The 25,507-nt window shown below is 69.4% G+C and carries 25 protein-coding genes; 8 read left to right on the top strand and 17 right to left on the bottom strand.

The window, feature by feature from the left end; all coding sequences use genetic code 11:
* Positions 1 to 5: 5 nt before the first annotated feature.
* From ACTJLF_RS27190 to ACTJLF_RS27165, 6 genes are all read right to left on the bottom strand, one after another.
* Positions 6 to 1,145: an efflux RND transporter periplasmic adaptor subunit gene (locus ACTJLF_RS27190; protein WP_440884288.1), complete on the bottom strand. Its 1,140-nt coding sequence runs from the start codon at positions 1,143 to 1,145 to the stop codon at positions 6 to 8.
* 239 nt (positions 1,146 to 1,384) lie between these two features.
* Entirely contained in the window at positions 1,385 to 1,927 is a 543-nt protein-coding gene (locus ACTJLF_RS27185) for an Rrf2 family transcriptional regulator (protein ID WP_019656494.1), read from the bottom strand.
* Positions 1,928 to 1,961: 34 nt separating this feature from the next.
* The gene (locus ACTJLF_RS27180; RefSeq protein ID WP_019656495.1) at positions 1,962 to 2,660 is read right to left on the bottom strand and encodes a Bax inhibitor-1/YccA family protein; all 699 of its coding nucleotides are present in this window, start codon (positions 2,658 to 2,660) and stop codon (positions 1,962 to 1,964) included.
* Between the two features lie 190 nt (positions 2,661 to 2,850).
* Positions 2,851 to 3,279 (bottom strand): hypothetical protein, encoded by a 429-nt coding sequence (locus ACTJLF_RS27175; RefSeq protein ID WP_240649936.1) that lies wholly within the window; start codon positions 3,277 to 3,279, stop codon positions 2,851 to 2,853.
* 84 nt (positions 3,280 to 3,363) lie between these two features.
* Positions 3,364 to 5,583: a YccS family putative transporter gene (gene yccS, locus ACTJLF_RS27170; RefSeq protein WP_440884287.1), complete on the bottom strand. Its 2,220-nt coding sequence runs from the start codon at positions 5,581 to 5,583 to the stop codon at positions 3,364 to 3,366.
* A gap of 63 nt (positions 5,584 to 5,646) precedes the next feature.
* The gene (locus tag ACTJLF_RS27165) at positions 5,647 to 6,969 is read right to left on the bottom strand and encodes an NUDIX hydrolase (protein ID WP_440884286.1); all 1,323 of its coding nucleotides are present in this window, start codon (positions 6,967 to 6,969) and stop codon (positions 5,647 to 5,649) included.
* A 139-nt stretch (positions 6,970 to 7,108) separates the two neighbouring features.
* Between ACTJLF_RS27165 and ACTJLF_RS27160 the strand changes: the two genes are divergently transcribed.
* Positions 7,109 to 8,326, top strand: a complete 1,218-nt coding sequence (locus tag ACTJLF_RS27160) for an acyl-CoA dehydrogenase family protein (RefSeq protein ID WP_019656499.1) — start codon at positions 7,109 to 7,111, stop codon at positions 8,324 to 8,326.
* Positions 8,327 to 8,357: 31 nt separating this feature from the next.
* On the opposite strand, the gene ACTJLF_RS27155 is transcribed toward ACTJLF_RS27160, so the two are convergent.
* Both ACTJLF_RS27155 and ACTJLF_RS27150 read right to left on the bottom strand, forming a co-directional pair.
* Positions 8,358 to 9,686, bottom strand: coding sequence for a PhzF family phenazine biosynthesis isomerase (locus tag ACTJLF_RS27155; protein WP_440884285.1), 1,329 nt, complete (start codon positions 9,684 to 9,686; stop codon positions 8,358 to 8,360).
* A gap of 2 nt (positions 9,687 to 9,688) precedes the next feature.
* A complete protein-coding gene (locus ACTJLF_RS27150; protein ID WP_440884284.1) occupies positions 9,689 to 10,678 on the bottom strand; it encodes a Bug family tripartite tricarboxylate transporter substrate binding protein in 990 nt (329 codons plus the stop codon).
* A 103-nt stretch (positions 10,679 to 10,781) separates the two neighbouring features.
* Here ACTJLF_RS27150 and ACTJLF_RS27145 point away from each other — a divergent pair, with 103 nt between their 5' ends.
* From ACTJLF_RS27145 to ACTJLF_RS27120, 6 genes are all read left to right on the top strand, one after another.
* Complete coding sequence (locus tag ACTJLF_RS27145) at positions 10,782 to 11,630, top strand: AraC family transcriptional regulator (RefSeq protein WP_416491604.1); 849 nt, start codon at positions 10,782 to 10,784, stop codon at positions 11,628 to 11,630.
* 270 nt (positions 11,631 to 11,900) lie between these two features.
* Positions 11,901 to 12,584, top strand: coding sequence for a response regulator transcription factor (locus ACTJLF_RS27140; RefSeq protein WP_020723231.1), 684 nt, complete (start codon positions 11,901 to 11,903; stop codon positions 12,582 to 12,584).
* Complete coding sequence (locus tag ACTJLF_RS27135) at positions 12,581 to 13,948, top strand: sensor histidine kinase (RefSeq protein ID WP_440884283.1); 1,368 nt, start codon at positions 12,581 to 12,583, stop codon at positions 13,946 to 13,948. Before ACTJLF_RS27140 ends, ACTJLF_RS27135 begins: the two co-directional genes overlap by 4 nt.
* A 117-nt stretch (positions 13,949 to 14,065) precedes the next feature.
* Positions 14,066 to 14,554, top strand: a complete 489-nt coding sequence (locus tag ACTJLF_RS27130) for a tripartite tricarboxylate transporter TctB family protein (protein WP_019656505.1) — start codon at positions 14,066 to 14,068, stop codon at positions 14,552 to 14,554.
* A gap of 37 nt (positions 14,555 to 14,591) precedes the next feature.
* A complete protein-coding gene (locus ACTJLF_RS27125) occupies positions 14,592 to 16,103 on the top strand; it encodes a tripartite tricarboxylate transporter permease (RefSeq protein WP_019656506.1) in 1,512 nt (503 codons plus the stop codon).
* A gap of 148 nt (positions 16,104 to 16,251) precedes the next feature.
* The gene (locus ACTJLF_RS27120) at positions 16,252 to 16,731 is read left to right on the top strand and encodes a hypothetical protein (RefSeq protein WP_244164374.1); all 480 of its coding nucleotides are present in this window, start codon (positions 16,252 to 16,254) and stop codon (positions 16,729 to 16,731) included.
* A 43-nt stretch (positions 16,732 to 16,774) separates the two neighbouring features.
* Here ACTJLF_RS27120 and ACTJLF_RS27115 read toward each other — a convergent pair whose 3' ends face one another.
* Positions 16,775 to 18,355 (bottom strand): hybrid sensor histidine kinase/response regulator, encoded by a 1,581-nt coding sequence (locus ACTJLF_RS27115; protein ID WP_440884282.1) that lies wholly within the window; start codon positions 18,353 to 18,355, stop codon positions 16,775 to 16,777.
* Entirely contained in the window at positions 18,352 to 19,833 is a 1,482-nt protein-coding gene (locus ACTJLF_RS27110) for an ATPase domain-containing protein (protein WP_440884281.1), read from the bottom strand. The genes ACTJLF_RS27115 and ACTJLF_RS27110 overlap by 4 nt, the downstream gene beginning before the upstream one ends.
* A 270-nt stretch (positions 19,834 to 20,103) precedes the next feature.
* On the opposite strand from ACTJLF_RS27110, the gene ACTJLF_RS27105 reads away from it, so the two are divergent.
* Positions 20,104 to 20,283, top strand: a complete 180-nt coding sequence (locus ACTJLF_RS27105) for a DUF3606 domain-containing protein (protein ID WP_019656510.1) — start codon at positions 20,104 to 20,106, stop codon at positions 20,281 to 20,283.
* A 56-nt stretch (positions 20,284 to 20,339) separates the two neighbouring features.
* Here ACTJLF_RS27105 and ureG read toward each other — a convergent pair whose 3' ends face one another.
* From ureG to ACTJLF_RS27070, 7 genes are all read right to left on the bottom strand, one after another.
* The gene (ureG, locus tag ACTJLF_RS27100) at positions 20,340 to 20,990 is read right to left on the bottom strand and encodes an urease accessory protein UreG (protein ID WP_440884280.1); all 651 of its coding nucleotides are present in this window, start codon (positions 20,988 to 20,990) and stop codon (positions 20,340 to 20,342) included.
* Between the two features lie 16 nt (positions 20,991 to 21,006).
* Positions 21,007 to 21,675 (bottom strand): urease accessory protein UreF, encoded by a 669-nt coding sequence (locus tag ACTJLF_RS27095; RefSeq protein ID WP_019656512.1) that lies wholly within the window; start codon positions 21,673 to 21,675, stop codon positions 21,007 to 21,009.
* Between the two features lie 19 nt (positions 21,676 to 21,694).
* Positions 21,695 to 22,333: an urease accessory protein UreE gene (gene ureE / locus ACTJLF_RS27090; protein ID WP_440884279.1), complete on the bottom strand. Its 639-nt coding sequence runs from the start codon at positions 22,331 to 22,333 to the stop codon at positions 21,695 to 21,697.
* Positions 22,334 to 22,425: 92 nt separating this feature from the next.
* Complete coding sequence (gene ureC, locus ACTJLF_RS27085) at positions 22,426 to 24,144, bottom strand: urease subunit alpha (RefSeq protein WP_126183034.1); 1,719 nt, start codon at positions 24,142 to 24,144, stop codon at positions 22,426 to 22,428.
* Entirely contained in the window at positions 24,144 to 24,449 is a 306-nt protein-coding gene (locus tag ACTJLF_RS27080; RefSeq protein ID WP_019656515.1) for an urease subunit beta, read from the bottom strand. The genes ureC and ACTJLF_RS27080 overlap by 1 nt, the downstream gene beginning before the upstream one ends.
* Before the next feature lie 10 nt (positions 24,450 to 24,459).
* Positions 24,460 to 25,062 (bottom strand): HupE/UreJ family protein, encoded by a 603-nt coding sequence (locus ACTJLF_RS27075; protein WP_126183036.1) that lies wholly within the window; start codon positions 25,060 to 25,062, stop codon positions 24,460 to 24,462.
* Between the two features lie 29 nt (positions 25,063 to 25,091).
* Positions 25,092 to 25,394, bottom strand: coding sequence for an urease subunit gamma (locus ACTJLF_RS27070; protein ID WP_019656517.1), 303 nt, complete (start codon positions 25,392 to 25,394; stop codon positions 25,092 to 25,094).
* Positions 25,395 to 25,507: the final 113 nt, after the last annotated feature.

The raw sequence follows: 25,507 nt of genomic DNA, 5'->3' as shown, positions 1-25,507 counted from the left end.
CTGTCTCAATCTGCCGATGAAGGCGACGCCGCGGCCGCTATCGGCACCGGCTTCACCTTGTCGCCAGGGTGGGCGCGCTGCAGGCCGTCGACCACGAGCCGGTCGCCTTCCTGCAGGCCGCCGGTCACGATCCACTGGTCGCCCGCCGCGCTGCGCACTTCGAGCGTGCGCAGCTCGACCTTGTCGTCCCTGCCCACCACGAGCGCGGTCGGCTCGCCCTTCTCGTTGCGCGCCACGCCGCGCTGCGGCGCGAGCACGGCCTGCCGTTCAACCCCGGACTCGACCTGCGCACGCACGTACATGCCGGGCAGCAGCAGTCCCTGCGGGTTCGGAAACTCCGCGCGCAGCGTGACCGAGCCGGTGGCGGCATCGACCGCCACTTCGGCGAACTTCAGCGTGCCGGGGTGCGGGTAGGGCAGGCCGTCTTCCATGCGAAGGCTCACGCGCGTGCTCGCGGGCGCCATGTCGCCCGAGATGAAGCGGCGCTTGAGCCGCGTGAGCTCGAGGCTGGACTGCACCACGTCGACGTAGATCGGGTCGATGCGCTGGATGGTTGCCAGCGCCGTGGCCTGGCCCGGCGCCACCAGCGCGCCCTCGGTCACGCTGGAGCGGCCGATGCGGCCCGAGATGGGCGCCTCGATGCGGGTGAATTCGAGGTTGATGCGCGCGGCCTTCAGCGCCGCCTTGGCAGCCTTCACGCCGGCCTCGGCCTGCACGAGCGCGGCCTGGGCTTCCTCGTGCTCCTGCCGGCTCACCGCGTTGGCCTTCACCAGTTCGCCGAAGCGCTCGGCCTTGCCGCGCAGGCTCGCGATGCTCGCCTGGGCCGTGGCCAGCGCGGCCTGCGCCTGCTCGTGCGCCGCCTCGAAGGGGCCGGGCTCGATCTCGTACAGCACCTGGCCCGCGCGGACCATGCTGCCTTCCTCGAACAGCCGCTTGCGCACGATGCCGTTGACCTGCGGGCGCACCTCCGACACGCGGAATGCGGCCGTTCGGCCCGAGAGTTCCGTGTGCACCGGCACGTCGCTCGCGTGCATCGCCATCACGCCGACTTCGGGCGGCGCGGTGCCGGCCTCCGGGGCCTGTCTGGCGCCGCATGCGGCGAGCACGAGCAGGGAAATAGGAAGAAGCAGGAGCTTGGAAGTCATGGTCGTCCGGAAACGCGATGCGGCGCGAGCCGGGGTCGCCCGGGTCGCGCGCCTGTATTGTTTTGCACTGTTGTGGTGCATTCTGCCTGCCGTGCTGCGTCGCAACATGAAGAAATCCTGAGGCTTCCGAGGGAGAAGCCGACGACAAAAAGGCCCATGCGGGCGAGAGCCCGCCGCCACGTCGATCCGTGGCGGCGGGCCCTGCCGCATGGGCCGGGCGGGCTTGCTGGCCTGGGGAGCTAGCTGGCGCTTTGCTGTCGCCGTCCCAGCGCGAACACCGAGTTCGGCGCATCGACGACGAAGGGCTTGCGCGTGACGGGCTGCCCGCTGGGCGAACGCCGCACTTCGCTGCGCACCGCGGCCTGCACGCCCTTGGCCTTCTGCTCGTCGACCAGGCTCTGCAGCGAGATCGAGCGGAGGAACTCGACCGCCCGCAGGTTCACGGTGGCCCAGAGCTCGTCGATCTCGCAGCGGCCGGCTTCGTCCGGCGCGTCGGCATCGCGCCGGCGGGTGGTCTCGGCATCATGTTCCTCGATCGAGAGGACGATGTCGGCCACGGAAATCTCGGCCGCCTTGCGGCTGAGCGAATACCCGCCGCCGGGGCCGCGGGTCGATTCGACCAGGCTGGCGCGGCGCAGCTTGCCGAACAGCAGTTCGAGGTACGAAAGCGACACGCGCTGGCGCAGGCTGATCGAGGCCAGCGTGACGGGGCCCGATCGCCCATGAAGGGCGATGTCGATCATCGCGGTGACCGCGAAGCGGCCTTTGGTGGTGAGACGCATGGGATGTTCCTTCCGTTTCTTCCTTCGTGGGGAATCACTCGTCCCGGCCGCCGGCGATGCCCAGCAGGGCCAGCAGCGACTGGAAGACGTTGTAGATGCTGAGATACACACCCAGCGTGGCGGAGATGTAGTTGGTCTCCAGGCCGTCCTTCACGCGCTTGAGGTCGTGCAGGATGAAGGCCGAGAAGATGCCGATGGCCAGCACCGACAGCGTCATCATCAGCGCGCTCGACTTGATGAAGAAGTTGGCGATGCCCGCCACCAGCAGCAGGATGGCGCCGATGAAGAGCCACTTGCCCATGGCGGACAGGTCGCGCTTGATCACCGACGACAGCGTGGCCATGCCGAAGAAGATCGCGCCGGTGCCGGCGAAGGCCGTCATCACCAGGCTGGCGCCGTTGGCCAGGCCGAGCACGGTGCCCACCAGGCGCGACAGCATCAGGCCCATGAAGAAGGTGAAGGCCAGCAGCACCGGCACGCCGGCGGCCGATTCCTTCGTCTTCTCGATGGCGTACATGAAGCCGAAGGCGCCGCCGAGGAAGACCATCAGGCCGATGCCCGGCGACATAGCGCGCGAGAAACCGGTGGAGACGCCGATCCAGGCGCCGAGCACGGTGGGCAGCATCGACAGCGCGAGCAGCCAGTAGGTGTTGCGCAGGACGCGGTTGCGCTCCTGCGGCGAAGCGATCGGCAGCTCGATGCTGTCGTGATAGGCGGTAGGGCTGTTGTTCATTTCCTGTTGTTCCTTGAAGCTGGACCGGCGCCGGGGGCGCGCAATGGATGGCGCGCGGAAAGGGCACAGGGCCGTGAATGTGAGAGAGCGAGTGGCAGCGGTGCGATGCGGGCGCCGCCAATGGCGGCCGTGCCGGATCGCAAGGGGGCGGGAGCCATCGCGGCTCCCGGTCGCGAAGGCCCTGGAGGGCCTAGGCGACGAAGGCAGCGGCGCGGGGTGGCCGCTTGGGTCGCGCCAGGAACGGCGAGACGATGGTGGTCAGGCCGAGTTTCGGCGGCTGTTCAGTGAAGCGCAGCAGCGCGGGTGCGCCGTTGCGGGCATCGACCAGCTCGGCGTGTTCGGAGCCGGCTTCGTCGAGGGACAGGGTGTCGTCGGAGGAATTGTCGACATCGCCTGCGGCCGCGGCCTTCTGGGCTTCGGCGGGCGCTGGAATGTCGGAGGAGGCGGAGCGGTCGGACGTGTCCGGGAAGGCGACGCTGACGATCAGCGTCTGCGTGGCCTGGGCGGTCTGCGGTTCGCTGTGCGAATGGCCGGCACCGAGCATGTTGTGCGCAAGCACGGCGAAGCCGTAGCAGGACAACATGATGGCAAGAACGGTAGCGGCAAACCAGCGGGACATGTAGGGGTATTTTACCTGCCGCGCGGGAGGGTGCCCGCAGCGGCGCTTTCAACCGACCTGATCGCACGGATGTTCACTCGCCCCTCAGGCCGGCGCGGTCGTGTTTTCGCTGCCTTCGGGCTGCAGCCATTCGCTCGCATGGGCGCGCAGGGCGTCTATCTGCAGCCAGATCAGACCGAGTTCGGTATGGAAAGTTCGCGCATGCGGATCGCCGCGTTCGCCGCTGTCGGCCGCCGCCTGCGCCAGCGCTGCGCGCGCGGCGGCTTCCGATTCGATGCGGCCTGTTACATCCACCACGCCCTTTTCCAGCCCGGCCGCCAGCGCCTCCAGCGCCGCGATCGCCCCCTCGGCCGATGCATGCAGCACCGCCATCTGGGCCGAATCGGGCACTGCGGCACGGTGTGCGCCGAGCGCCGACAGATAGCTCAGCAGCGTGTGCGAGCGGATGAGGAAGCGCAGCGCCACCCCCGCGCGCGGCCGCACGTAGCCCGGCTCGCGGAACATGTCCGACACCGCGGTGGACAGCGCCGCGTCCGCGTTGTGGTCGTTGCGCCGCGCCAGCCGGTAGTCGAGGTGGTCGCGCGCGCCGGTGCGGTACTGGCCGACGATCTGCCGCAGGTAGCCCGCATGTCCGCGCATGGCGGCAGCCGCCAGCTCGTTGATGCGGCGGGCCTGCCAGTGAGGCAGCACCAGCAGCACCGCCAGCCCGGCGATCGCGCTGCCGATGGCAGTGTCGACCAGCCGCGGCACCAGCAGCACGCCGCTGTCGCCGACCTGGTTGAAGCACATCAGCACCAGCAGCGTCATGGATGCGGTGGCCAGGAGGTAGCGCGTGGCGCGGGTCGCGAAGAACAGCACCCCGGCGATCACCGCGAGCACCGACTGCACCAGCGGCTGCGGAAAGAGCTGCAGCAGCGCCCAGCCCGCCACCACGCCCAGGGCGGTGCCGGCAATGCGCTGCCCCATGCGCGCGATGGTGTCGCCATACGTCTGCTGGCAGACGAAGAGCGTGGTCAGCAGGATCCAGTAGCCCTGCGCCGGATGGATGAGCTGCATCACCCCGTAGCCCGCCACCAGCGCGATCGACAGCCGCAGCGCATGCCGAAAGAGCGGCGATCGCACCGTGAGCTGGCGCCGCACGCGCTCGACGGCGTCGCGCCAGGAGCGCGGCGAGCGGTCGAACAGGCCCATCTCGGTACGGCCCGCGCGCGCCGAGGGCTGGCTGGCCCCCGCGAGCTGTCCGTCGAGCAGCGCCAGATTGCGCGCCAGCGCCTCCACCGAGGCCAGCAGCGCCAGCCGTGCGGGCGTGCCGTCCCGCGCGCGCTCGTGCTCGATGGCGCTGCGCAGGTCGGCCAGCGCCTGCACGGTCTCCGTTCCCACCTCGAAGGGCTCGCGCCGCGCGATCGAATCGGCCAGACGCTGGCAGGCCAGCCCCTGCAGGCCCAGCACGCGCTGGCAGCGGTAGAGCAGGTCGCTGTGGAAGAAGGCGTCGGCCAGCGCGTTGTAGTCGTCGTGCGAGGAACTGGCGCGCTCGTGCACGTCCTGCGCGATCAGGTACAGCCCCCGGTAGCGGGAGATGCGGCCCGTCGGCGCCCGCGCGCCGATGCGGCGGAAGATGCTCTCCTTGGCCGCGTTGAGCTCGGTCACCACCTCGGCGTTGAGCTGTGCGAGCGCGAGCCGCTTGCGCTCGATGTCGATGCCGCGCAGCGGCTCGAACAGCGACGCCTTGTAGCGCACATAGTTGCCCAGCACGGTGAATAGCGTCACCAGCCGCGCCTGCACCGGCTGTGCCGGAAAGGCCGCGCACCACAGCACCGAGAACACGCCGTACCAGGCCGCGCCGGCCACCAGCAGCAGGGGCTCGCGTCCGCGATGCACGACGCCGTGCTCGCCCATGTTCTCGATGCCCAGCGTGGCGTACATCGCGAGGATCAGCGTCGCATACGCGATCGCCTTGTAGCGCGCCTCCACCGCGCCGAGCATGGTGAGCCAGAAGGCGGCCAGCGCGAACCCGGCGATGAACAGCAGCGGCATGCCGAAGGCCGCCTCCACCGCGAAGGCGATGGCTGCGAAGCAGACGAGCGTGACCAGCTGCGCTCGCAGCCGGCCGCGCCAGCTGTCGTCGGTCTCGGCCAGCGCGCTGGCGATGGCGCCGAGGAAGAGGGGAATCACCGCATCGGTGTGGCCGGTCCAGGCGCAGCCCGCCATGAGACTGCCGAGGGTGAGAAGAATGCGCACGGGCTGCGCGCGCGATGCGAAGGACCGCAGCCGCTGGCGCAGCGCGTCGGGAGACAGGGGAAGCATGATGTGCCGATCTTGCACGATGCATGCCACGGCCGTGCGGCGCGATGAGGCGCTGCGCGGCGGTCAGCGCCGGCTGTGCAGGAAGCCTTGGCGCGGCGCGATCCAGCGAACCTGCTCTTCGCCGGCCGCGGGCGCATCGGAAGCGCCCGTGAACAGGGTCCCTTCCTCGACCAGGAGGAACCGGCGCGATTGCGCATCGCCATCACCCGGCAGCGCGCGCAGCGTGGCGTCGCCGATGCGGATCTGTTCTCCAGGCGCCGGTGCCGCGGCGGAAGCATCGGGCCAGAGTTCGCGCAGGGCGTCTTCCGAAGGCGCCTGCGTCGACAGAAGCCATCGCACATGCCCCGGCGCCGCAGCGGCAAGCGCCTCGGCATGCGCGCGGCTTGCGGGCGATGCGTAGATCAGGGCGCAATCGCCGCCCGCTGTTCCCACGAAATAGCCGTGCACCAGCGTGCCCGATCCGTCGCCAGCTTCCCCGGTCACCCGGAGCACCCGCGCCGAAAGCCGCATCGCCAGCCCGGCCTCGTGCGCATAGCGCCCGCCGCCTTCGCCGTCCGGATCGACGAAGCCGACTTCCTCGTAAGAAGGCTCCTCCATGTTCACCGGCCGCCTTCCCTTCGGACCGTCCGCCAGCCGGGGCATCACGCGGGGAATGTGCTTGAGGCCGCGCGCATGCGCCATGAGCTCCTGCACGCTTTGGAATCGCGCGAGCTCCAGCAGGATGCGGCGCGTCACGTTCATCAGCTTGAGCCCGCGTGCCGGGTCGACCGCATCGGCGGGGCGCAGCCACATGTGCTCGACCGTCTCGCGCCCGTCGGGCCGAACGCTCTGCGCCTCGGGCATGGTGGCGAGGAAGAAGCGCGTGTCGAAGCGGCGCGGCATGCCCGGCGGCGTGAGCCAGTGCGAGAAGTACGCGAGCCGGTCGGCCGCGAGCTTCCAGCCGTGCTGCGCGCACAGCGAGAGCAGCGCGTCGGTGCCTTGTTCCGCCGCATGGCGCATTCCGGCGAGCTGGCCTGGAGGCAGGCCGTCGAGCGTCACTGGCCGCCCGGCGGAATCGGTCGCGAACAGCAGCCCGGCTTCCTCGAAGCATTCGCGGATCGCCGCCGCGTAGTAGTCGAGGCCGCCATCGGGCACTTCGAGCCGCTCGCTCGCGGCACGGTCGTCGAGGCCGCTGCAGCAGCCGTGCAGGCCGCGGTCGTGCGCGTCGATCACGCCGCCCGGGAACACGCTCGCGCCGCTGTTCTGGTCGTTGGCCTTCTCGGCCCGCCGCAGCATCAGCACCTCGAGGCCGGCGTTCGCGTCGCGCAGCACGATGAGGGTCGCGGCCATGCGCACGGGGCGCGGCGAGGCGGGAGAAGAAGAAACTTCCGTGGGGCTGGCGGTCATGCCCGCATTGTCGCGCCGGCCGCTGCTGCGAAGGTGACAGCACGTGGGCTGCGCTGTCACCCGGAAGACCGTGCGAAACACGGCGTGCGACGTACCTTCAAGCCACACCTACACATCGACTCTTGCCGAAGGACGCACCATGCATTTCGAATTCACGCCCCGGGTGATCGCGCTGCGCGAGGAACTGCTCAGGTTCATGGACGAGCACGTCTACCCCAACGAGAAGCGCCATGAGGAGGAGCTGGCCGCCAATGCCCGCGCGGGCCGGCCGTATGCCGAGCTACCGATGATGGCCGGCCTCAAGGCCAAGGCGCGCGAGCGCGGGCTGTGGAACCTCTTCCTGCCCGAGTCGGAGCACGGCCCTGGCCTCAGCAACGTCGAGTACGCGCCGCTGTGCGAGATCATGGGCCGGCGCTACTGGTGCTCGGAGATCTTCAACTGCTCCGCGCCCGACACCGGCAACATGGAAGTGCTGGCGCGCTACGGCACCAAGGCGCAGCAGGAGCGCTGGCTCAAGCCGCTGCTGGCCGGCGAGATCCGCTCCTCCTTCGCGATGACCGAGCCCGAGGTGGCCTCCAGCGACGCCACCAACATCCGCTGCAGCATCCGCCGCGAGGGCGACGAGTACGTCATCAACGGCCGCAAGTGGTACATCACCGGCGCGATGAACGAGCGCTGCGAGATCTTCGTGCTCATGGGCAAGACCGACCCCGACAACGCCGATCGCCACAGGCAGCAGTCGATGATCCTGGTGCCGAAGAACACGCCCGGCGTGACCATCGTGCGCGACATGGCGCTGCTGGGCGTGTACGACCCGCCCTTCGGCCACCCGGAGATCGTGTTCGAGAACGTGCGCGTGCCGGTGGAGAACATCCTGCTGGGCGAAGGCCGCGGCTTCGAGATCGCACAGGGCCGCCTCGGGCCCGGCCGCATCCACCACTGCATGCGCGCCATCGGCATGGCCGAGGCCGCGCTGGAGATGATGTGCCGGCGCCTGGTGTCGCGCACCGCCTTCCACAAGCCGCTGTCGGAGCAGGGCGTGTGGCGCGAGCGCATCGCCGAGTCGCGCATGCTCATCGAGCAGTCGCGCTGGATGGTGCTCAACGCCGCCTACCGCATGGACACCGTGGGCAACAAGGTCGCCGCGAAGGAGATCGCGATGATCAAGGTGCTCACGCCCAACAACTGCGTGAAGGTGATCGACTGGGCCATGCAGGCCTACGGCGCCATGGGCCTGAGCCAGGACACGCTGCTCACGAACTTCTACGCCTACGAGCGGCACCTGCGCGTGGCGGACGGTCCCGACGAGGTGCATCGCAACGCCATCGCGAAGCAGGAGCTGGCGGCGTACCAGTAGAAGAAAAGAGCTGGGCGGCGCGCCGCGGAGGTCAGTCGCGTACTTCCAGCGTCAACGACACCTCGGCCGCGCCGCCGCGCGGCAGCGACGTGACGCCGACGGTCGTGCGGGCCGGCAGCGGTGCCTCGGGAAAGACCTGCCGCAGCAGGTCCGATGCGGCGTCCATCACCTTCGCGTGTTCCGCGAAATCCCCGCCGGTCTGGAGGTATCCGTTCAGCGCGACGACGCGGGCGACGCGCGAGAGGCTGCCCAGCTCTTCCCGTGCGGCGCGCAGCAGAGCGGCCACTGCAGCCACCGCCGCGCGCTGGCCGCGCTCCACGTCGTCCGGCCCCCGCAGCGGCCCGGCGATGACTTCGCCGTTCTCGCGCCCGACGACGCCGCTGGAGTGCCACAGCCCGCCCGCCTTCGAGAAGGTGGCGTAGGTTCCGGAAGGGCTGGCTCGCGCCGCTTCCGGCGGGCAGTGCACGTCAAGGCGCAGATCCTCCGGCGGTTCCTCGCAGCACTCGCCGCCGACCCGGCAGCCTTCCTGCGCCTTCGCTTCCGACGGCAGGCCGACATGGATGGCGGAAGGCGAGCCCATGGCTTCGCCCTGCCGCACCGTCACCGTGAGCGCATCCGTGCCCACCAGGCCCAGGTGGCGCAGGCCCCATGCGAGTGCCGCTGCGGCGATGCCCGTGGCCGCATCTTCGGGATAGCCGGAGGACTTGGGGAACTGCCGCGCACTGACCGTGCAGACCTCGCCTTCCCCATCCGAAAGCGCGTACGGATACAGCCCGGTCGAGCCCAGCCGCTCGCACAGCGACTCGACGCGGGCGAAATCCACGCGCAAGCCGTGGAGCTGCGTCGTATCGGCCAGCCGCACCAGCGTCTTCACGCGGCTGGTCGCGGCGTTGAGCACGGGCCCGACGACGCTTGCCGCATCGATGCCCAGGCAGCGTGCGATCTCCTCGACCAGCGCCTGCTGCCTCACTTCCTCCACCACCGCGCGAGGCTGGCTGATCTGTACCGTGCCGTCGACGCGGCGGCCGGTCACGGTGCCGCTCAGCGTCTCGATGGCGATGGGCGAGCCGTCCCATTCGCCGCGCCGGTGCAGCAGCCAGAGCGCGCCGACGGTGGCGTGGCCGCACATCTCCATTTCGTGGTTGGGCACGAAGTAGCGCATGCGCAGGGCGTGCGCGGGCGTTGCGGGCTTCAGCACGAAGACCGATTCATGGCCGCTGCGCCGCGTGTATTCCTGCATCTGCGCGGTGGAGAGCGCGTCGGCATCAAGCCAGACCGGTGCGGGGTTGCCGCCGATCCTCGGGTCGGACCCCACGAAGACGCGGATGTTGTGGGCGTGCGGAGGGTGGGGTGTCGTCATCGTCATTCGGCCTTCGCATTCACCGAGCGCGCGATGCCGCCCCAGAGCTGGATGTCGCTGCGGATCCGTGCCTGGAACGCATCGGGCGTCACGGTCCACGGCGTCACGCCCTTGGACTGCATGTCGGCGCGCAGGCCTGCATCGCGCATGGCGGTGTCGAGCGCGGCGCGCAGGCGCTGCACCACCGGCTGCGGCGTCGCTGCGGGTGCCATCAGGCCGTACCAGAGCTGAGGCCTGAAACCCTTGATGCCGGCCTGCTCGAAGGTCGGCAGGCCCTCGAAGCCGGCCGAGGGCTCGCTGATCGCCAGCGCCCGCATGCGGCCGCCACGCACCTGCGCGAGCAGGGCAGGCGGGTTGTCGAACAGCGCCTGGATCTGGCCCGCCATCAGGTCGGCCTGCGCGGGCGCCGCGCCGCGGTAGGGCACATGGGTCATCTCGATGCCGGTGCGCTGCTTGAAGAGCTCGCCCGCCAGGTGGCTCAGGCTGCCGTTGCCGATGCTGCCGTAGTTGAGCGCCTGCGGATGGGCCTTGGCGTGGTCGACGAAGCCCTTCACGTCGCGCGCTGCGAGCGAGGGGGTCACCACCAGCACGAAGGGCGTGGTGCCGATGGTGCCGATGGGCACGAGGTCCTTGACCGGGTCGTAGGGCAGCTTGGGGTAGACGGCGTCGGCGGAGGCGATGGTCGAGGTGGTGGCGGCCACCAGCGTGTAGCCGTCGGGGTTCGCCTTCGCGCCGAAGCCGGTGCCCACGGTGCCGCCGGCGCCGGAGCGGTTGTCGATGATCACCGACACGCCGAGCGCGGCCTGCAGCCGCTGCTGCACCGAGCGGAAGATGACGTCGGTGCCGCCGCCGGCGGGGAAGGGTACGATGATCGTCACCGGCTTGGCCGGGTAGGCCGTTTCCGGAGCCGACCATGAGGCGGCAGGGCCGTACAGGAGGCCGGCGGCTGCCAGCCCGAGGAGCGCGCGGCGGCGCAGTGCTTGGGGTTTCATGTTTCTTGCTAGCGGGAGTGGTGTTTCCCGATTCTGTTGAGCGTGCGCGGACGCGCGCGGCCGATTGCGACATGCACGAGTTCAAATGCGACAAGGAGTGGCCATGCACCTGAACACCCCGACCCCGGCACTGGCCCCGATGCCGCGCCAGTCGCTGTTCGTCGAGCGCCTGTCGCACCACGCCACCATGGTCGCGAACGCCCGCGAGCGCTACGCCACCGACACGCACGTGCACGACTGCGACATGCTGTTCGTGCCGCTGGCGGGACGCTTCAGCGTCGGCGATGCGCAGGGCGGCGCGCAGACCCTGGGCCCCGGCCATTTCCTCTGGTTTGCGGCCGGCAGCGCGCATTCGACCACCACGCTCACGGCAGGGCAGACGCACATCGCGGTCTATGTGGACCCCGCGCTGTGGGCCACCGCGCTGCAGGCGCAGGGCGTTTCCGCTCCATCGCAGGGCATGCGCGCCGGCAGCACGGCGCTGCGTGCGCTGTCGCAGCGCATGTTCGAGTCGGCCAAGGCCGGCACCGCGGAGAACTATGCGCTGTGCGGCGCGCTCGTCATGGAAGCTGCAAGGCTCAGCGGCCAGCCGCTGTCGGACGGCGATCCCGCATCGGCCCTGCTGGTGGCAGAACTGCTGGCGGAAACCATCGAAGCCGATCTTTCCCGGCCGCTGACGCTGGAGGCCTTCGCCGAGCAGCACCGTGTTTCGCGCCGGCAGGTGGAGCGCGTCTTCCGCGCGAAATACGGCGTGTCGCCGCTGGCCTACCTGCAGCGCCGGCGCCTGGAGCGCGCGGAGTTCCTGCTGAGGAGCACGCGCGACTCGGTGCTGTCCATCGCGCTGCAGGTGGGCTGGGAATCGGGCTCGTACCTGTCCCGGATGCTGGAGAAGACCTGGGCGAAGACCGCGACGCAGATCCGCGCCTCGGGGCCCCTCCAGGGCATGGACTGACCCAGGCCGACATCCATGCCATCCACGGATCGCCACGGCGGGCGCGTCCGAGCATGGCGGCCCAACATGGACAAACGGTAATGAAGCAGCCGCGCCTTCTCTGATCCAATGCCGGCTAGGATGGCCCCGGCGGCACCCGCGTGAACGTGACGGCGGGGCGCCGGCCGACTCCATCGCCATGAGCATCAGAACGCAGCTTCCTCGGAAACCCTCTCTTTCATCTGCCGCTCCGTACCGGGGCGCCGCACCGGCGTGCTAGGCAGCACCGCCATGTGGCGCTGCCTCATCGTCGAGGACGACGCCGACAACGCGCGCTACATCGCCGAAGGATTCCGCTCGCTCGGCCACGTGGCGGTGATCAGCCGTGACGGCACCGACGCGCTCGCACGCGCCACCGGCGAGCAGTGGGACATCGTCATCCTCGACCGCATGCTGCCCAACGAGGTCGACGGCCTGTCGATCCTCTCGACCATGCGCGCGCTCGGCAGGAAGACGCCGGTGCTGGTGCTCAGCGCGCTGAACGCGCTCGACGAGCGCGTGCGCGGCCTCAAGGCCGGCGGCGACGACTACCTGGCCAAGCCTTTCGCCTTTTCGGAACTCGCGGCGCGCGCCGAAGCGCTGGTGCGCCGCTCGCGCACCGGGCCCGAGATCCGCATGCTGCAGGTGGCCGACCTCACGCTCGATCTCGCGCGCCGGCATGTGGAGCGCGGGGGCCGCGCCATCGCGCTGCAGCCGCGCGAGTTCCGCCTCCTGGCCTATCTCATGATGCATCCGGGCCAGGTGGTCACGCGCACCATGCTGCTGGAGGCGGTGTGGGACTACCAGTTCGACCCGCAGACCAACGTGATCGACGTGCAGGTCAGCCGGCTGCGCGGCAAGCTCGACGCGGGCGGCGCACCCACGCTGATCCACACCGTGCGCGGCGTGGGCTACACGCTGTCGGCGCCGCAATGACGGCGGCCCTGCGCCGGCTGTGGCGCTCGGTCGGCTTCCGGCTCGCCTTCTACTACGGGCTGCTGGTGGCGATCACCATGCTGGCGGCGCTGGCCATCGTCTACATGCAGACGGTTGGCGTGCTGCAGCAGCGCATGGTGCGGCAGGTGACCGCGAGCATGCAGCAGCTGATGGTGCGCTACGACGCGCGCGGCGCCGACGGCGTGGCCGGCGAGATCTCGAACGCGCTCTCCGACGGACGCAACTCCGACAACGAGATCTACCTGCTGACCGACCGCGAAGGCAACAAGCTCGCGGGCAACCTCGACCAGATGCCCTCGCAGGCCCCCGATGCCGGCGACGGCGTGCACCGCCGCGTGGTGCGCTCGGGGCAGACCGTCATCGCCTACCTGGTGATGCGCACGCTGCCCGACGGCGGCATGCTGGTGGTGGGGCACGACCTGCGCGACCAGGAGTCCATCGAGTCGCTGGTGGCCAGCGCGAGCGCGGCCGCGGGCATCGTGGCGGTGCTGCTGCTGATCGGCGGCACCTTCGTCTTCCGGCAGGAGCTGGAACGCAGCGTGGGTGCGGTGCGGCGCACGGCGGTGCGCATCGCTGCGGGCGAGCTGCAGGAGCGCGTCGAGCCTTCGGGCGAGGAGGACGAGTTCGCGCTGCTGGAGCACGACATCAACGCCATGCTCGACCGCATCCAGTCGCTGATGGACGGGGTGCGCCACGTCTCCAACACCATCGCGCACAACCTGCGTACGCCCCTCACGCGCGTACTGGTGCGGCTGCGCGCCGTGGAGGCCGGACTCGACGCCGGCGACTCCCAGCGCGATGCGGTGAGCACCGCCATCCGCGAACTGGAAGAACTGGCCGTGGTGTTCGAGAAGCTGCTTCAGATCGCCGAGGTGGAAGCCGGCGCGCGGCGGCAGCAGTTCGCGCCGGTGGCGCTGCACGTCATCGCCGACGACGTGGCGGAACTCTATGAGGCCGTGGCCGAGGTGCGGGGCATCGCGCTGCTGCGCGAGCCCGCCGACATGGCCGTCGCGCTGGGTGACCGCGACCTGCTGGCGGGCGCTGCCGCCAACCTGCTCGACAACGCGCTCAAGTACGCAGGCACCGGCGCCACGGTGCGCATCGGAACCCACACGGTGGACGGCAGGGCGCAGTTCTTCGTGCAGGACGACGGGCCCGGCATACCGAGGACGGAGCACGAGCGCATCGGCGTGCGCTTCCACCGGCTCGACCGCAGCGTGCCGGGGCACGGCCTCGGCCTTGCGAGCGTGCTCGCCGTGGTGGCGCTGCATGGCGGGCGGCTCGACTTCGCGGACGCGAAGCCAGGGCTGCGCGCGTGCATCGACCTGCCGATGGCGGACTGAGACCGCAAGCATTGCCGAATGGCAATGTTCTGTTCATGCACGGCGGGGCCGTGAATTCCTAGGATCGGCTGGGCGCACATCTCGTGCGGATCAACGCAGTTCCAGGAGACATCTACTTTGAGAATCAAGAGCCAGAGAGACTTCTGCTCGGGCGTGCTCTTCAGCGCCTTCGGCGTGGCCTTCGCATGGGGCGCCACGACCTACAACGTCGGCACCGGGGCACGCATGGGCCCGGGCTACTTCCCCCTGATCGTGGGCATCCTCATCGCCCTCATGGGCGTGCTCATCACGCTCAAGGCGCTGGCCGTGGAGACGGAGGACGGCGAGCCCGTCGGGCGCATCGCATGGAAGCCGCTGGTCTTCATCATCGGCGCGAACCTGATGTTCGGCGTGCTGCTGGGCGGCCTGCCGAGCATCGGACTGCCGTCGATGGGCCTCATCGTCGCCATCTACGCGCTGACCTTCATCGCCAGCCTTGCCGGGGACAACTTCGGCTGGAAGGGCGTGACCATCCTCGCGACCATCCTGGCGCTGGGCAGCTACCTGGCCTTCGTGGTCGCGCTGAAGCTGCAGTTCCAGGTGTGGCCGACCTTCATCTCGGGTTGATGCGCGAAGAAGAACAACAAGACCTGACACAAGACACATGGACCTGATTACCAATCTCTCGATCGGCTTCGGCGTCGCCTTCACGGCGCAGAACCTCGTCTATGCCTTCGTGGGCTGCCTGCTGGGCACGCTGATCGGCGTGCTGCCGGGCATCGGCCCCGTGGCGACCATCGCGATGCTGCTGCCGGCCACGTACGCGCTGCCGCCGGTGTCGGCGCTGATCATGCTCGCGGGCATCTACTACGGCGCGCAGTACGGCGGCTCCACCACGGCAATCCTTGTGAACCTCCCCGGTGAGTCCTCATCGGTGGTGACCGTCATCGACGGCTACCAGATGGCGCGCAAGGGAAGGGCCGGGCCGGCGTTGGCTGCGGCCGGCCTGGGCTCGTTCTTCGCGGGCTGCGTCGGTACGCTGATCCTGGCTGCCTTCGCGCCGCCGCTGACCGAGCTGGCCTTCAAGTTCGGCCCGGCCGAGTATTTCTCGCTGATGATCCTGGGCCTGATCGGCGCCGTGGTGCTGGCCTCGGGCTCGCTGCTGAAGGCCATCACGATGATCCTGCTGGGCCTCGCGCTCGGCCTCGTGGGCACCGACGTGAACTCGGGCGTGGCGCGCTACAGCTTCGACATTCCTGAACTGACCGACGGCATCGGCTTCATCGCCATCGCCATGGGCGTGTTCGGCTACGGCGAGATCATCGCCAACCTCGCGGTGCCCGAGCACGAGCGCGAGGTGTTCACCGCCAAGGTGAAGGGCCTGTGGCCCACCAAGCAGGACTTCAAGGACATGACGCCCGCGGTGCTGCGAGGCACGGCGCTGGGCTCGGCGCTGGGCATCCTGCCCGGCGGCGGCGCGCTGCTGTCGGCCTTCGCGGCCTACACGATCGAGAAGAAGATCAAGCTCAAGCAGGGCGAGACCGACTTCGGCAAGGGCAACATCCGCGGCGTGGCGGGCCCCGAGTCGGCCAACAACGCCGGTGCGCAGACTTCCTTCATCCCGCTGCTGACGCTGGGCATCCCGCCCAACGCGGTGATGGCGCTGATGGTGGGTGCGATGACCATCCACAACATCCAGCCGGGTCCCCAGGTCATGACCAGCAACCCCGAGCTCTTCTGGGGCCTGATCGCCTCGATGTGGATCGGCAACCTGATGCTGATCGTGCTGAACCTGCCGATGATCGGCATCTGGATCAAGCTGCTGACCATTCCCTACAAGTGGCTCTTCCCGTCGATCGTGCTGTTCTGCGCGGTGGGCGTCTACTCGGAGAACAACAACACCTTCGACGTGTGGATGGTGGCCATCTTCGGCATCGTGGGCTATCTGTTCCTCAAGCTGAAGTGCGAGCCCGCGCCGCTGCTGCTGGGCTTCATCCTCGGGCCGATGATGGAAGAGAACCTGCGCCGGGCGCTGCTGCTGTCGCGCGGCGACTGGAGCGTGTTCGTGTCGCGGCCGCTGTCGGCGGGCCTGCTGGTCGCGGCCGCGCTGCTGCTGATCGTGGTGCTGCTGCCCTCGGTGAAGGCCAAGCGCGAAGAGGCCTTCGTCGAGGACTGACGACCAGGCAAGGGCAGGGGTAGGGCAGGGGAAAGGTGGCGGACCGGAACTCCGCGCGATACTTGCGGTCCCACGCTGCCGCCGCCCCCTTCCTCCGATGCCCGACGTGAGACTTCCCCGCTTTCCGATCATTCTTCGCGCGCTCGCCATGAGCGCGGCCCTTCTCGCCGCAGGCGCCCTGCACGCGCAGGCCCTGCCGCCCGGCGTGCGCCTGGGCATGTCGGCGGAGGAACTGCAGGCCGCCTTGCCTGCCGCCGAACGCGTGCAGAGGCCGCAGCGCCTGGGTGGCGGCCTCGTGGGTTCGTGGCGTGCGGCGCCCGTCGAGATGGCCGGCCTGCTGTTCGAGCCGACCTTCTTCTTCGCCGCCTCGGAGCTGCGGCGCGTCGAGTACGTGGCCTCGGCGCAATCGACGCCCGATGCCGGTGCGGCAGCCTTCGCGGCGCTGGTGCAATGGGGCCGCGGTGCGTTCGGCAACGAGCTTTCGTCGCGCGACCCGGGCAGCGCGTATGCGGCATGGGTGAGCAACGACACCGACATCTACGTGCAGCAGCAGTCGGGCGACCCGCGGCGGGCGAGCGTGCGGCTGGTCTACAAGGCGCGGCAGCTGCGCGACGGCAGCGAGCTCTGAGGAAAAGGGAAGGGCTGCCAGAGCCCTTCCTTCGCGTAGCGTCTCAGCCCGCGGCGCGCCGCTCGAGCTTCTGCAGCGCCAACGTCAGTTCGTCGACATCGACCGGCTTCAGCAGGTGATGGTCGAAGCCTGCCTGCGCGATACGAAGCCGATCGTCGGGCTGGCCCCAGCCCGTGAGCGCGATCAGGCCGATGCCATGCAGCCGCGGATGCGCCCGCAGGCGGCGCGCCAGCTCGCAGCCATCCATGCCGGGCATGCCGATGTCGAGGATGGCGAGCGACGGATCGAAGAGTTCGGCCTTCGCCAGCGCGTCCGGGCCGTTGAACGCCACCGCGACCTTCGCGCCGAGCAGCCCCAGCAGCGTCTCCAGCGATTCGGCCGCATCGCGGTTGTCGTCCACCACCAGGATGCGATGGTTCACCGCCATCGCGGCTTCGGGCGTCGTCGACTCCGTACTGGTTCGCGCGCCGTGGCCGAGCAGGGGCAGGGACACGGTGAACTCGCTTCCGCGATCCGCCCCCTCGCTCCTGGCGCTGACCGTGCCGCCGTGCAGTTCCACGATGCTCTTCACCAGCGTGAGCCCGATGCCCAGCCCGCCCTGCGCTGCGCGCGCGGTGCCGCTGACCTGCACGAACATGTCGAAGATCGCGTCCAGCATGGCGGCCGGGATGCCGGTGCCGCTGTCCTTCACGCGCACCACCGCATGGCCGTGGCCGTCGTGCTCCAGGAAGACGTCGATGCGTCCGCCCTCGGGCGTGTACTTGGCGGCGTTGTTCAGCAGGTTCGAGAACACCTGGGTGAGGCGTACGCCGTCGCCTTTCACCGCCAGCGAGGCGTCGGCGATGTGCAGCCCGAGGGCGTGGCGGCCGGCGTCCATCAGGGGGCGGCTGAGCTCCACCGCGCCGCGGATCACCTTTTCCAGCGCGAGCTCGTCCAGCTGGAGTTCGATCTTGCCGCGCGTGATGCGCGAGACCTCCATCAGGTCGTTCACCAGCCGCACCATGTGGTCGAGCTGGCGGCCCATGAGTTCGTAGTAGGGCAGTGCGGCTTCCGACGTCAGCGGCTTGCGCTTGAGGATGGCCAGCGCGGTGCTCAGCGGCGCCATCGGGTTGCGCAGTTCGTGCGCCAGGGTGGCCAGGAACTCGGTCTTGCGCCTGTCTGCCTCGTTGAGCTCGTCCAGCATGCGGCGCAGTTCGTACTGCCGGCGGCGCGCACGCAGCGCGCTGCGCAACGCGCTGACCAGCGAGGCCACGCGCAGCGGACGCTCCAGCACGGTGACGTTGGCCATGCCTTCCATCGCGGTGGAGATGGCGCGCGAGTCGGCGCCCTGCCGCGCGAGTATCAGCACCGGCAGGTCGGACCACGGGGGCTGGGCCGCCACGGCCGCGGCGAGTTCGGCGGCGCCGCTGCCCGAGAGCAGTTCCTCGGACACCAGCAGCGCGCCGGCGCCCTCGGCCATTTCTCGCAGCACCTCGGGAAGATCGGCGCAGGTACGGGCCTCGATGCCGGCGCGCTCGAGCACGACCGCCGTCATCGCGGCGTCCTTCGCGGTCGCAGGTCTCATCAGCACGCGCAACTGCGGATCTCGCAGCTGCGGCAGCTGGATCGTCAGGCTCTCGGTCACGGCGGGGGTGTGGCGGGGCCGTCGATCGGCACCGGCACGCCGGTCAGGATGCCTCTGAAGCGGCGCAGCGGATCGCCCACGTGCAGGCCGTGCTGGTCCATCGAGAAAGCGCGGATGGAGCGCTCGTGCACGCCGCCGCGTTTCTTGAGCACCGAGATGGCCTGCCGCACTTCCCCCTCGGCCTCGTAGTAGCGCAGCAGCACCACCGCGTCGGCAAGGTAGCTGGCGTCCACCGCCGTCTGCATCTGCGCGCCGATGAGCCCGTGCTGCGCGCCGACCAGCAGCGTCGCCACGCCGGACTGCCCGAGGTAGGTGAGCAGCTCGTGCAGCTGCACGATGAGAAAGCGCTCGTCGGGCATCGCGTTGAGGTAGCCGTTCAGGCTGTCGATCACGATCACTTTCGCGCCGTGCTGGGTCACCGCCTGGCGGATCTCGTGCACCAGCTCGCCGGGCGACAGTTCGGCCGGGTCGACCTGCTTGAGGCGGATGAGGCCCGATCGGAGATGTGGCTCCAGCTTCATGCCCAGGCCGTTGCAGCGCGTGCGCAGGGTGTTGACGCTCTCGTCGAAGATGAAGAGGCCCGAAGCCTCGCCGCGCTCGGCCGCCGCGACGGCGAACTGCACCGCGACCGACGACTTGCCCGTGCCCGGCGCGCCGATGAACAGGGTGCTGGTGCCCTTCTCGAGACCACCGCCCAGCAGCGCATCGAGCGCCTCCAGGCCGCTGGGCAGCTTGGTCAGCGCGGTGTCGTTGAGGTGTTCGGCCGCCACCAGGCGCGGAAACACCTGCAGGCCGCCGCGGCCGATCTTGTAGTCGTGGTAGCCGCCGCGAAACGATTGACCGCGGTACTTCACGACCAGCAGGCGGCGGCGGGCGGCGCCGTAGTCGGAGTTCGACTGCTCCAGCCGCACCACCGCGTGCGCGATGCTCTGAACCTGCAGGTCGTGCTCGGTGGCGGTCATGTCGTCCAGCAGCAGAACTGTGCACTGGCGCCCTGCGAAGAACTGCTTGAGCGCCAGGATCTGCCGGCGGTAGCGCAGCGAGGTGCCCGAAAGCAGCCGCAGCTCGGAGAGCGAATCGAACACGATGCGCGAAGGCTTGATGGCCTCCACGTCGCGCAGCAGGCGCAGCGTGGTTTCGCTCAGCTCCACCTCCGAGGGGTGGAACATGGTGTACTGCTCCTCGGGCTGCAGGCTGTCCTGGGTGGGCAGCATCTCGCGCACGTGGACGCTGGAAATGTCCCAGCCGTGCGAGACGGCGACGCCGCGCAGTTCGTGCTCTGTCTCGGACAACGTCACGTAAAGCACGGACTCGCCGCGCGCCACGCCTTCGAGCAGGAACTGCATCGCGATGGTGGTCTTGCCGGCACCTGGCGTGCCTTCGAAAAGATAAAGCCGGTTCGGCTCGAGGCCGCCGCCGAGCACGTCGTTCAGGCCCGGCACGCCCATGCTTAGCAGCCGCTGGTCATGAGGCTCCATGTCGCTTCTCCGCGAATGAGTAAGGTCACGGGCGAATTCAAGCACCCCGGCCGGGGGCGGCTTGCAGGACGGCACCGCATGGCGCTCCCATGCGTTCGACTATGGCTGTTGTCCTGCAAGGGGGAGCGGATTCGTCCGGCCGGTCCGGCAAGGCAGGCGGAGAAACTCCATTTCCGGCCACCGAAGCGGGCACGCGGCGGCCATTGCAGCCGCGGCCCCTCACTCAGCCATCAACCGGTCAACCAATTTCTTGCTCTTCAGGAGAAGACAATGCGCGAAGACACCGAGATCCGCATTCCAAGGGACGATGAACGGATCGACGTCACCGACCTCAAGGAGGTCGACTACTGGACCCAATGGTTCGGTGTGAGCGAGGAGCGCCTGCGCACCGCCGTGGCCTCCGCCGGCACTGTGAAGGACGACCTGCGGGTCTATCTCGGCCTTCCTTGACTCGATACCGCTGCTTCGGGGCAGGCGCGCGGCCGGCCCGCAGCCGGCCCGATGGCTCAGGCGGCGGTGAGCATGCCCCGCTCCTCGATGAACGCGACCACGTCGGCCACGCCCGAGAGCGTCTTGAGGTTCGTCATCACGTAGGGCCGCTGGCGGCGCATGCGCTGCGTGTCCTGCTCCATCACCTCGAGGTTGGCGCCCACGTAGGGCGCGAGGTCGGTCTTGTTGATCACGAAGAGGTCGCTCTTGGTGATGCCCGGGCCGCCCTTGCGCGGGATCTTCTCGCCGGCCGCCACGTCGATCACATAGATAGTGAGGTCCGACAACTCGGGGCTGAAGGTGGCCGCGAGGTTGTCGCCGCCCGACTCGACGAACACCACGTCGGCGTCCGGAAAGTCTTCAAGCATGCGGTCGATGGCCTCGAGGTTGATCGAGGCGTCTTCGCGGATCGCAGTGTGCGGGCAGCCGCCCGTCTCCACGCCCATGATGCGCTCGGCCGGCAGCGCGCCGGCCACCGTCAGCAGGCGCTGGTCTTCCTTGGTGTAGATGTCGTTGGTGATGGCGATCAGGTCGTACTTGTCGCGCATCGCCTTGCACAGCATCTCCAGCAGCGTGGTCTTGCCCGAGCCGACCGGGCCGCCGATGCCCACGCGCAGCGGCGGAAGTCTCTTGGTGCGGTTGGGAATGTGGTGCAGGGCGGAAGTCATGGCAGTGGTGTCCGGTTCAGCTTCTGAAAAGGCGGGAATATTGTGTTTCATGGCGGGCCGACAGCACCGCCAGCGAAGGCGCGAAGGCCTGGCGCTCGTCGTCGCCCAGGGCCATGGCGCGGGTCACGGCATCGGGAATCTCCTGCGCCAGCCGCCCCAGGATGCGCTGGCCCGCGCTCTGGCCCAGCGGCACGGCCTTGACGGCGGCGGCGACCATGTTCTCGGCCCAGCCGAAGGCGAAGGCCAGGCAGCCGTCGTGCACCGTGGCGCCCGCGCGACTGGCGGCGAAGGCGAAGGCGACGGGATAGCTCGCATCCATGCCGGCGAAGACTTCCGCCGTGTCGGCATGGTGCAGCTTCAGCCATTCGACGAAGGAGCGGCCCATCTGCTCGGTCTGCAGCAGGAACTCGGCCGATTCGCGGGTGGCCATCACCCAGCGGTTGAGCTCGCTGATGCGCGGCAGGTCGCCGGCGCTCCAGGCCGCGATGGCCTGGGCGAAGACGGCGAGGTCGCCGCGGGCGAAGCTCAGGTGCAGCTGGTCGGACAGCCACTCGGCCGCACGCGCTTCGGAATCGATGCCGGCCCACTCGACCGCGGCTTCGACGCCCTCGGAGTAGGAGAAGCCGCCGACCGGCAGCGCGGGAGACGCGAGCCAGATCAGCTGCAGCAGGCTTTGGGCGGACACTTCGGTGGGAGCGGTGGCGTCAGTGGGAATGGCCGCGGTGTCCGTGGCCGTGATCGTGACCGTGCGAATGGCCGTCGTCGTCCAGCAGCTCCGGCGCGAGCACCAAAGGCTTCGGGCCGCTGCCGTGGTCGTGCGAGTGGCCGTGGTCGTGCGAATGCCCGTGGTCGTGGCTGTGGCCGTGACCGCCGCCGTGCGAATGCTCGTGCGACCCGTACGCGCCGCCCTCGGGTTCGAAGGCTTCCTCCGCCGTCACGACGATCAGGTGCATCGAGCGCAGCATGTCGGCCAGCACGTGGTCGGGCTCGATCTTCAGGTGGTCGGGCTTCAGCTCGATCGGCACATGCCGGTTGCCCAGGTGGTAGGCCGCACGCGTCAGGTCGAAGGGCGTGCCGTGGGCGGTGCAGTGCGTGATGCGAAGCACGGGCTGCGGCGCGGCGATCACGCGCACCAGCGAGCCGTCTTCGGCCACCAGCACGTCGCCGCCGCGCACCAGCGTGCCGCGCGGCAGGAACACGCCGATCTGGCGGCCCTGCGAATCGGTGGCGTCGAAGCGGCTCTTCTGGCGGATGTCCCAGTCGAGTTCGATGGTGGCGGCACGCTTGAGCAGCACGGGCGCAAGGCCACGGCCCTGGGGCATGAGTTTGTTGGCGGTGAGCATGGTGCAAATGGAGCGCCCCGGAGGGCGCCCGCTGGCTGGATGAATACCTTCGAGGATACGCAGCCTGTCAAGCAGCCGCGTTCCCCAGGGCTTCAGAACAGGAAATACCGCTGCGCCATCGGCAGCAGCTTCGCCGGCTCGCAGGTCAGCAGGTTGCCGTCGGCGCGCACCGCGTAGGTCTGGGCGTCGATCTCCATCTTCGGCGCGTAGCCGTTGTGGATCAGGTCCTTCTTGCGCACGCCGCGCACGTTCTTCACCGCGCTGAGCTGCTTCTTCAGGCCATAGCGCTCGCCCACGCCCGCGGCCAGGCCGGCCTGCGAGACGAAAGTGAGCGAGCTCTTCGCGAGCGAGCCGCCGTAGGCGCCGAACATCTGGCGGTAGTGCACCGGCTGCGGCGTGGGGATCGATGCGTTCGGGTCGCCCATGGCGGCCAGCGCGATGCTGCCGCCCTTGAGGATGGTGAATGGCTTCACGCCGAAGAAGGCCGGCTTCCAGATCACGATGTCGGCCCACTTGCCGACTTCGAGCGAGCCCACCTCGTGCGCGATGCCGTGCGCGATGGCGGGGTTGATCGTGTACTTGGCGACGTAGCGCTTCGCGCGGAAGTTGTCGTTGCGCGCGCTGTCCTCGGGCAGCGTGCCGCGCTGCAGCTTCATCTTGTGCGCGGTCTGCCAGGTGCGGATGACCACCTCGCCGACGCGGCCCATAGCCTGGCTGTCGGAGCTGAACATGCTGATCGCGCCCAGGTCGTGCAGCACGTCTTCGGCCGCGATGGTCTCCTTGCGGATGCGCGACTCGGCGAAGGCCAGGTCTTCGGCGATGCCGGCGTCGAGGTGGTGGCACACCATGAGCATGTCGACGTGCTCGTCGAGCGTGTTCACGGTGTAGGGCATCGTCGGGTTGGTCGACGACGGCAGGAAGTTCTCCTCGCCCACCACGCGCAGGATGTCGGGCGCATGGCCGCCGCCCGCGCCTTCGGTGTGGAAGGCGCAGATGCCGCGCCCGCCCACGGCGGCGATGGTGTTCTCGACAAAGCCCGATTCGTTGAGCGTGTCGCTGTGGATGGCAACCTGCGTGTCGGTGGCGTCGGCCACGTCCATGCAGTTGCTGATGGCCGCGGGCGTGGTGCCCCAGTCTTCATGCAGCTTCAGGCCGATGACGCCGGCGTCGATCTGCTCGTGCAGCGCGTGCGGCAGGCTGGCATTGCCCTTGCCGAGGAAGCCCAGGTTCATCGGGAAGGCGTCGGCCGCCTGCAGCATGCGCTCGATGTGCCAGGGTCCGGGCGTGGAGGTGGTGGCGAAGGTGCCGGTGGCGGGGCCGGTGCCGCCGCCGAGCATGGTGGTCACGCCGGAGGAGAGCGCCTCCTCGATCTGCTGCGGGCAGATGAAGTGGATGTGGCTGTCGATGCCGCCCGCGGTGACGATGTTGCCCTCGCAGCTGATGATCTCGGTGCCCGGGCCGATGACGATGTCCACGCCCGGCTGCACGTCGGGGTTGCCGGCCTTGCCGATGGCGGCGATGCGGCCGTCCTTCAGGCCGATGTCGGCCTTCACGATGCCCCAGTGGTCGAGGATGAGGGCGTTGGTCAGCACCGTGTCGACCGCGCCTTGCGCCCTGGTGCGCTGCGATTGCGCCATGCCGTCGCGGATCGTCTTGCCGCCGCCGAACTTCACCTCTTCGCCGTAGCCGCCGGCGCGAAGGGTGTAGTCGGCCTCGACCTCGATGACGAGCTCGGTGTCTGCAAGACGAACGCGGTCGCCCACGGTGGGGCCGAAGATTTCTGCGTAGGCGCGTCTGCCGATGGTCGCCATCAGAGTTTTCCTTGGATGAGGCCGCGAAAGCCGTAGACGATGCGATCGCCCGAAAAGTCGACCAGCTCGACCGTGCGCTGCTGGCCCGGCTCGAAGCGCACCGCGGCGCCCGAGGCGATGTTCAGCCGCATGCCGCGCGCGGCCTCTCGGTCGAAGCCGAGCGCGCCGTTGGTCTCGGCGAAGTGATAGTGCGAGCCGACCTGGATCGGCCGGTCGGCGGTGTTCTGCACCACCAGCGTGAGGGTGCGGCGGCCGGGGTTGAGCGTGTGCTCGCCCTCGTCGGTGAAGAGTTCTCCGGGGATCATGCCGGCCGCCTCAGATGGCCTGCGCCAGCAGCGTTGCGCCCAGGCCGACGACCGCGGCGCCGGCCACGCGCGGCAGCCACGCGTTGGCATGGCGCAGCGCCCAGCCGATCGCGATGCCCGCAGCGTGCAGCAGCACCGTCGCGCAGACCATGCCGGCCAGCGTGAGGGCGGCGCCTTGCTCGCTCGCCAGCTCGTAGCCGTGCGCCACGCCGTGGAAGACGGCGAACACGCCCACCACCACCATCGCCGCCACGGCCGGCAGGTGCACGCGCGTGACCACCAGCAGGCCCAGCACCAGCAGCGAGGCCGCGATCATCGGCTCGACCGCCGGCAGCTGCACGCCCGCCAGGCCCGCCAGCGCGCCCGCGAGCAGCATTCCGGCGAAGGCCAGCGGCGCCCAGAGCAGGTCGGGCCAGGCACGGCGCGCGGCCAGCGCGCTCCACAGGCCGACCGCGACCATGGCGGCCAGGTGGTCGGCGCCGGTCAGCGGGTGCATGAAGCCGGTGACGAAGCCGTGGTGCATGCCGCCGTCGACGCCGGTGTGGGCGCTGGCCGCCAAAGGCAGCAGCAGGGAGGCGAGCAGGGCAAGGGTACGGGAGGCGTTGTGACGCATGAGGGCTCCTGTTGTTCTTCGAGTGGAATTCAGACGATGGGCTGATGGACGGTCACGAGCTTGGTGCCGTCCGGAAAAGTGGCTTCGACCTGGATGTCGGGAATCATCTCGGCGATGCCCTCCATCACGTCGGCGCGGGTCAGCACGCTGCGGCCGTCGCTCATGAGCTCGGCGACGCTCTTGCCGTCGCGCGCGCCTTCCATGACGGCGGCGGAGATCAGGGCGACGGCTTCGGGGTAGTTGAGCTTGAGGCCGCGGGCCTTGCGGCGTTCGGCCAGGAGTGCCGCGGTGAAGATCAGCAGCTTGTCTTTTTCGCGCGGGGTCAGTTCCATGGGGTCGGGGTCGGGTGGCAGGAAGAGGCGGCCATTATGGGCAAGCCGGCTTCTTTGCAACAGTCGTGCCGTTGAACGTCCCAGCGGCCGCCGCGCACGGCCGCCCGAAGCGG

Origin of the sequence: Variovorax sp. 22077 (assembly GCF_052044195.1) — a bacterium.
GTDB classification, from domain to species: Bacteria; Pseudomonadota; Gammaproteobacteria; order Burkholderiales; family Burkholderiaceae_C; genus Variovorax; species Variovorax atrisoli.
Note: the sequence above shows the minus strand (reverse complement) of the source record. Positions and strands in the feature narration are given on the sequence as shown.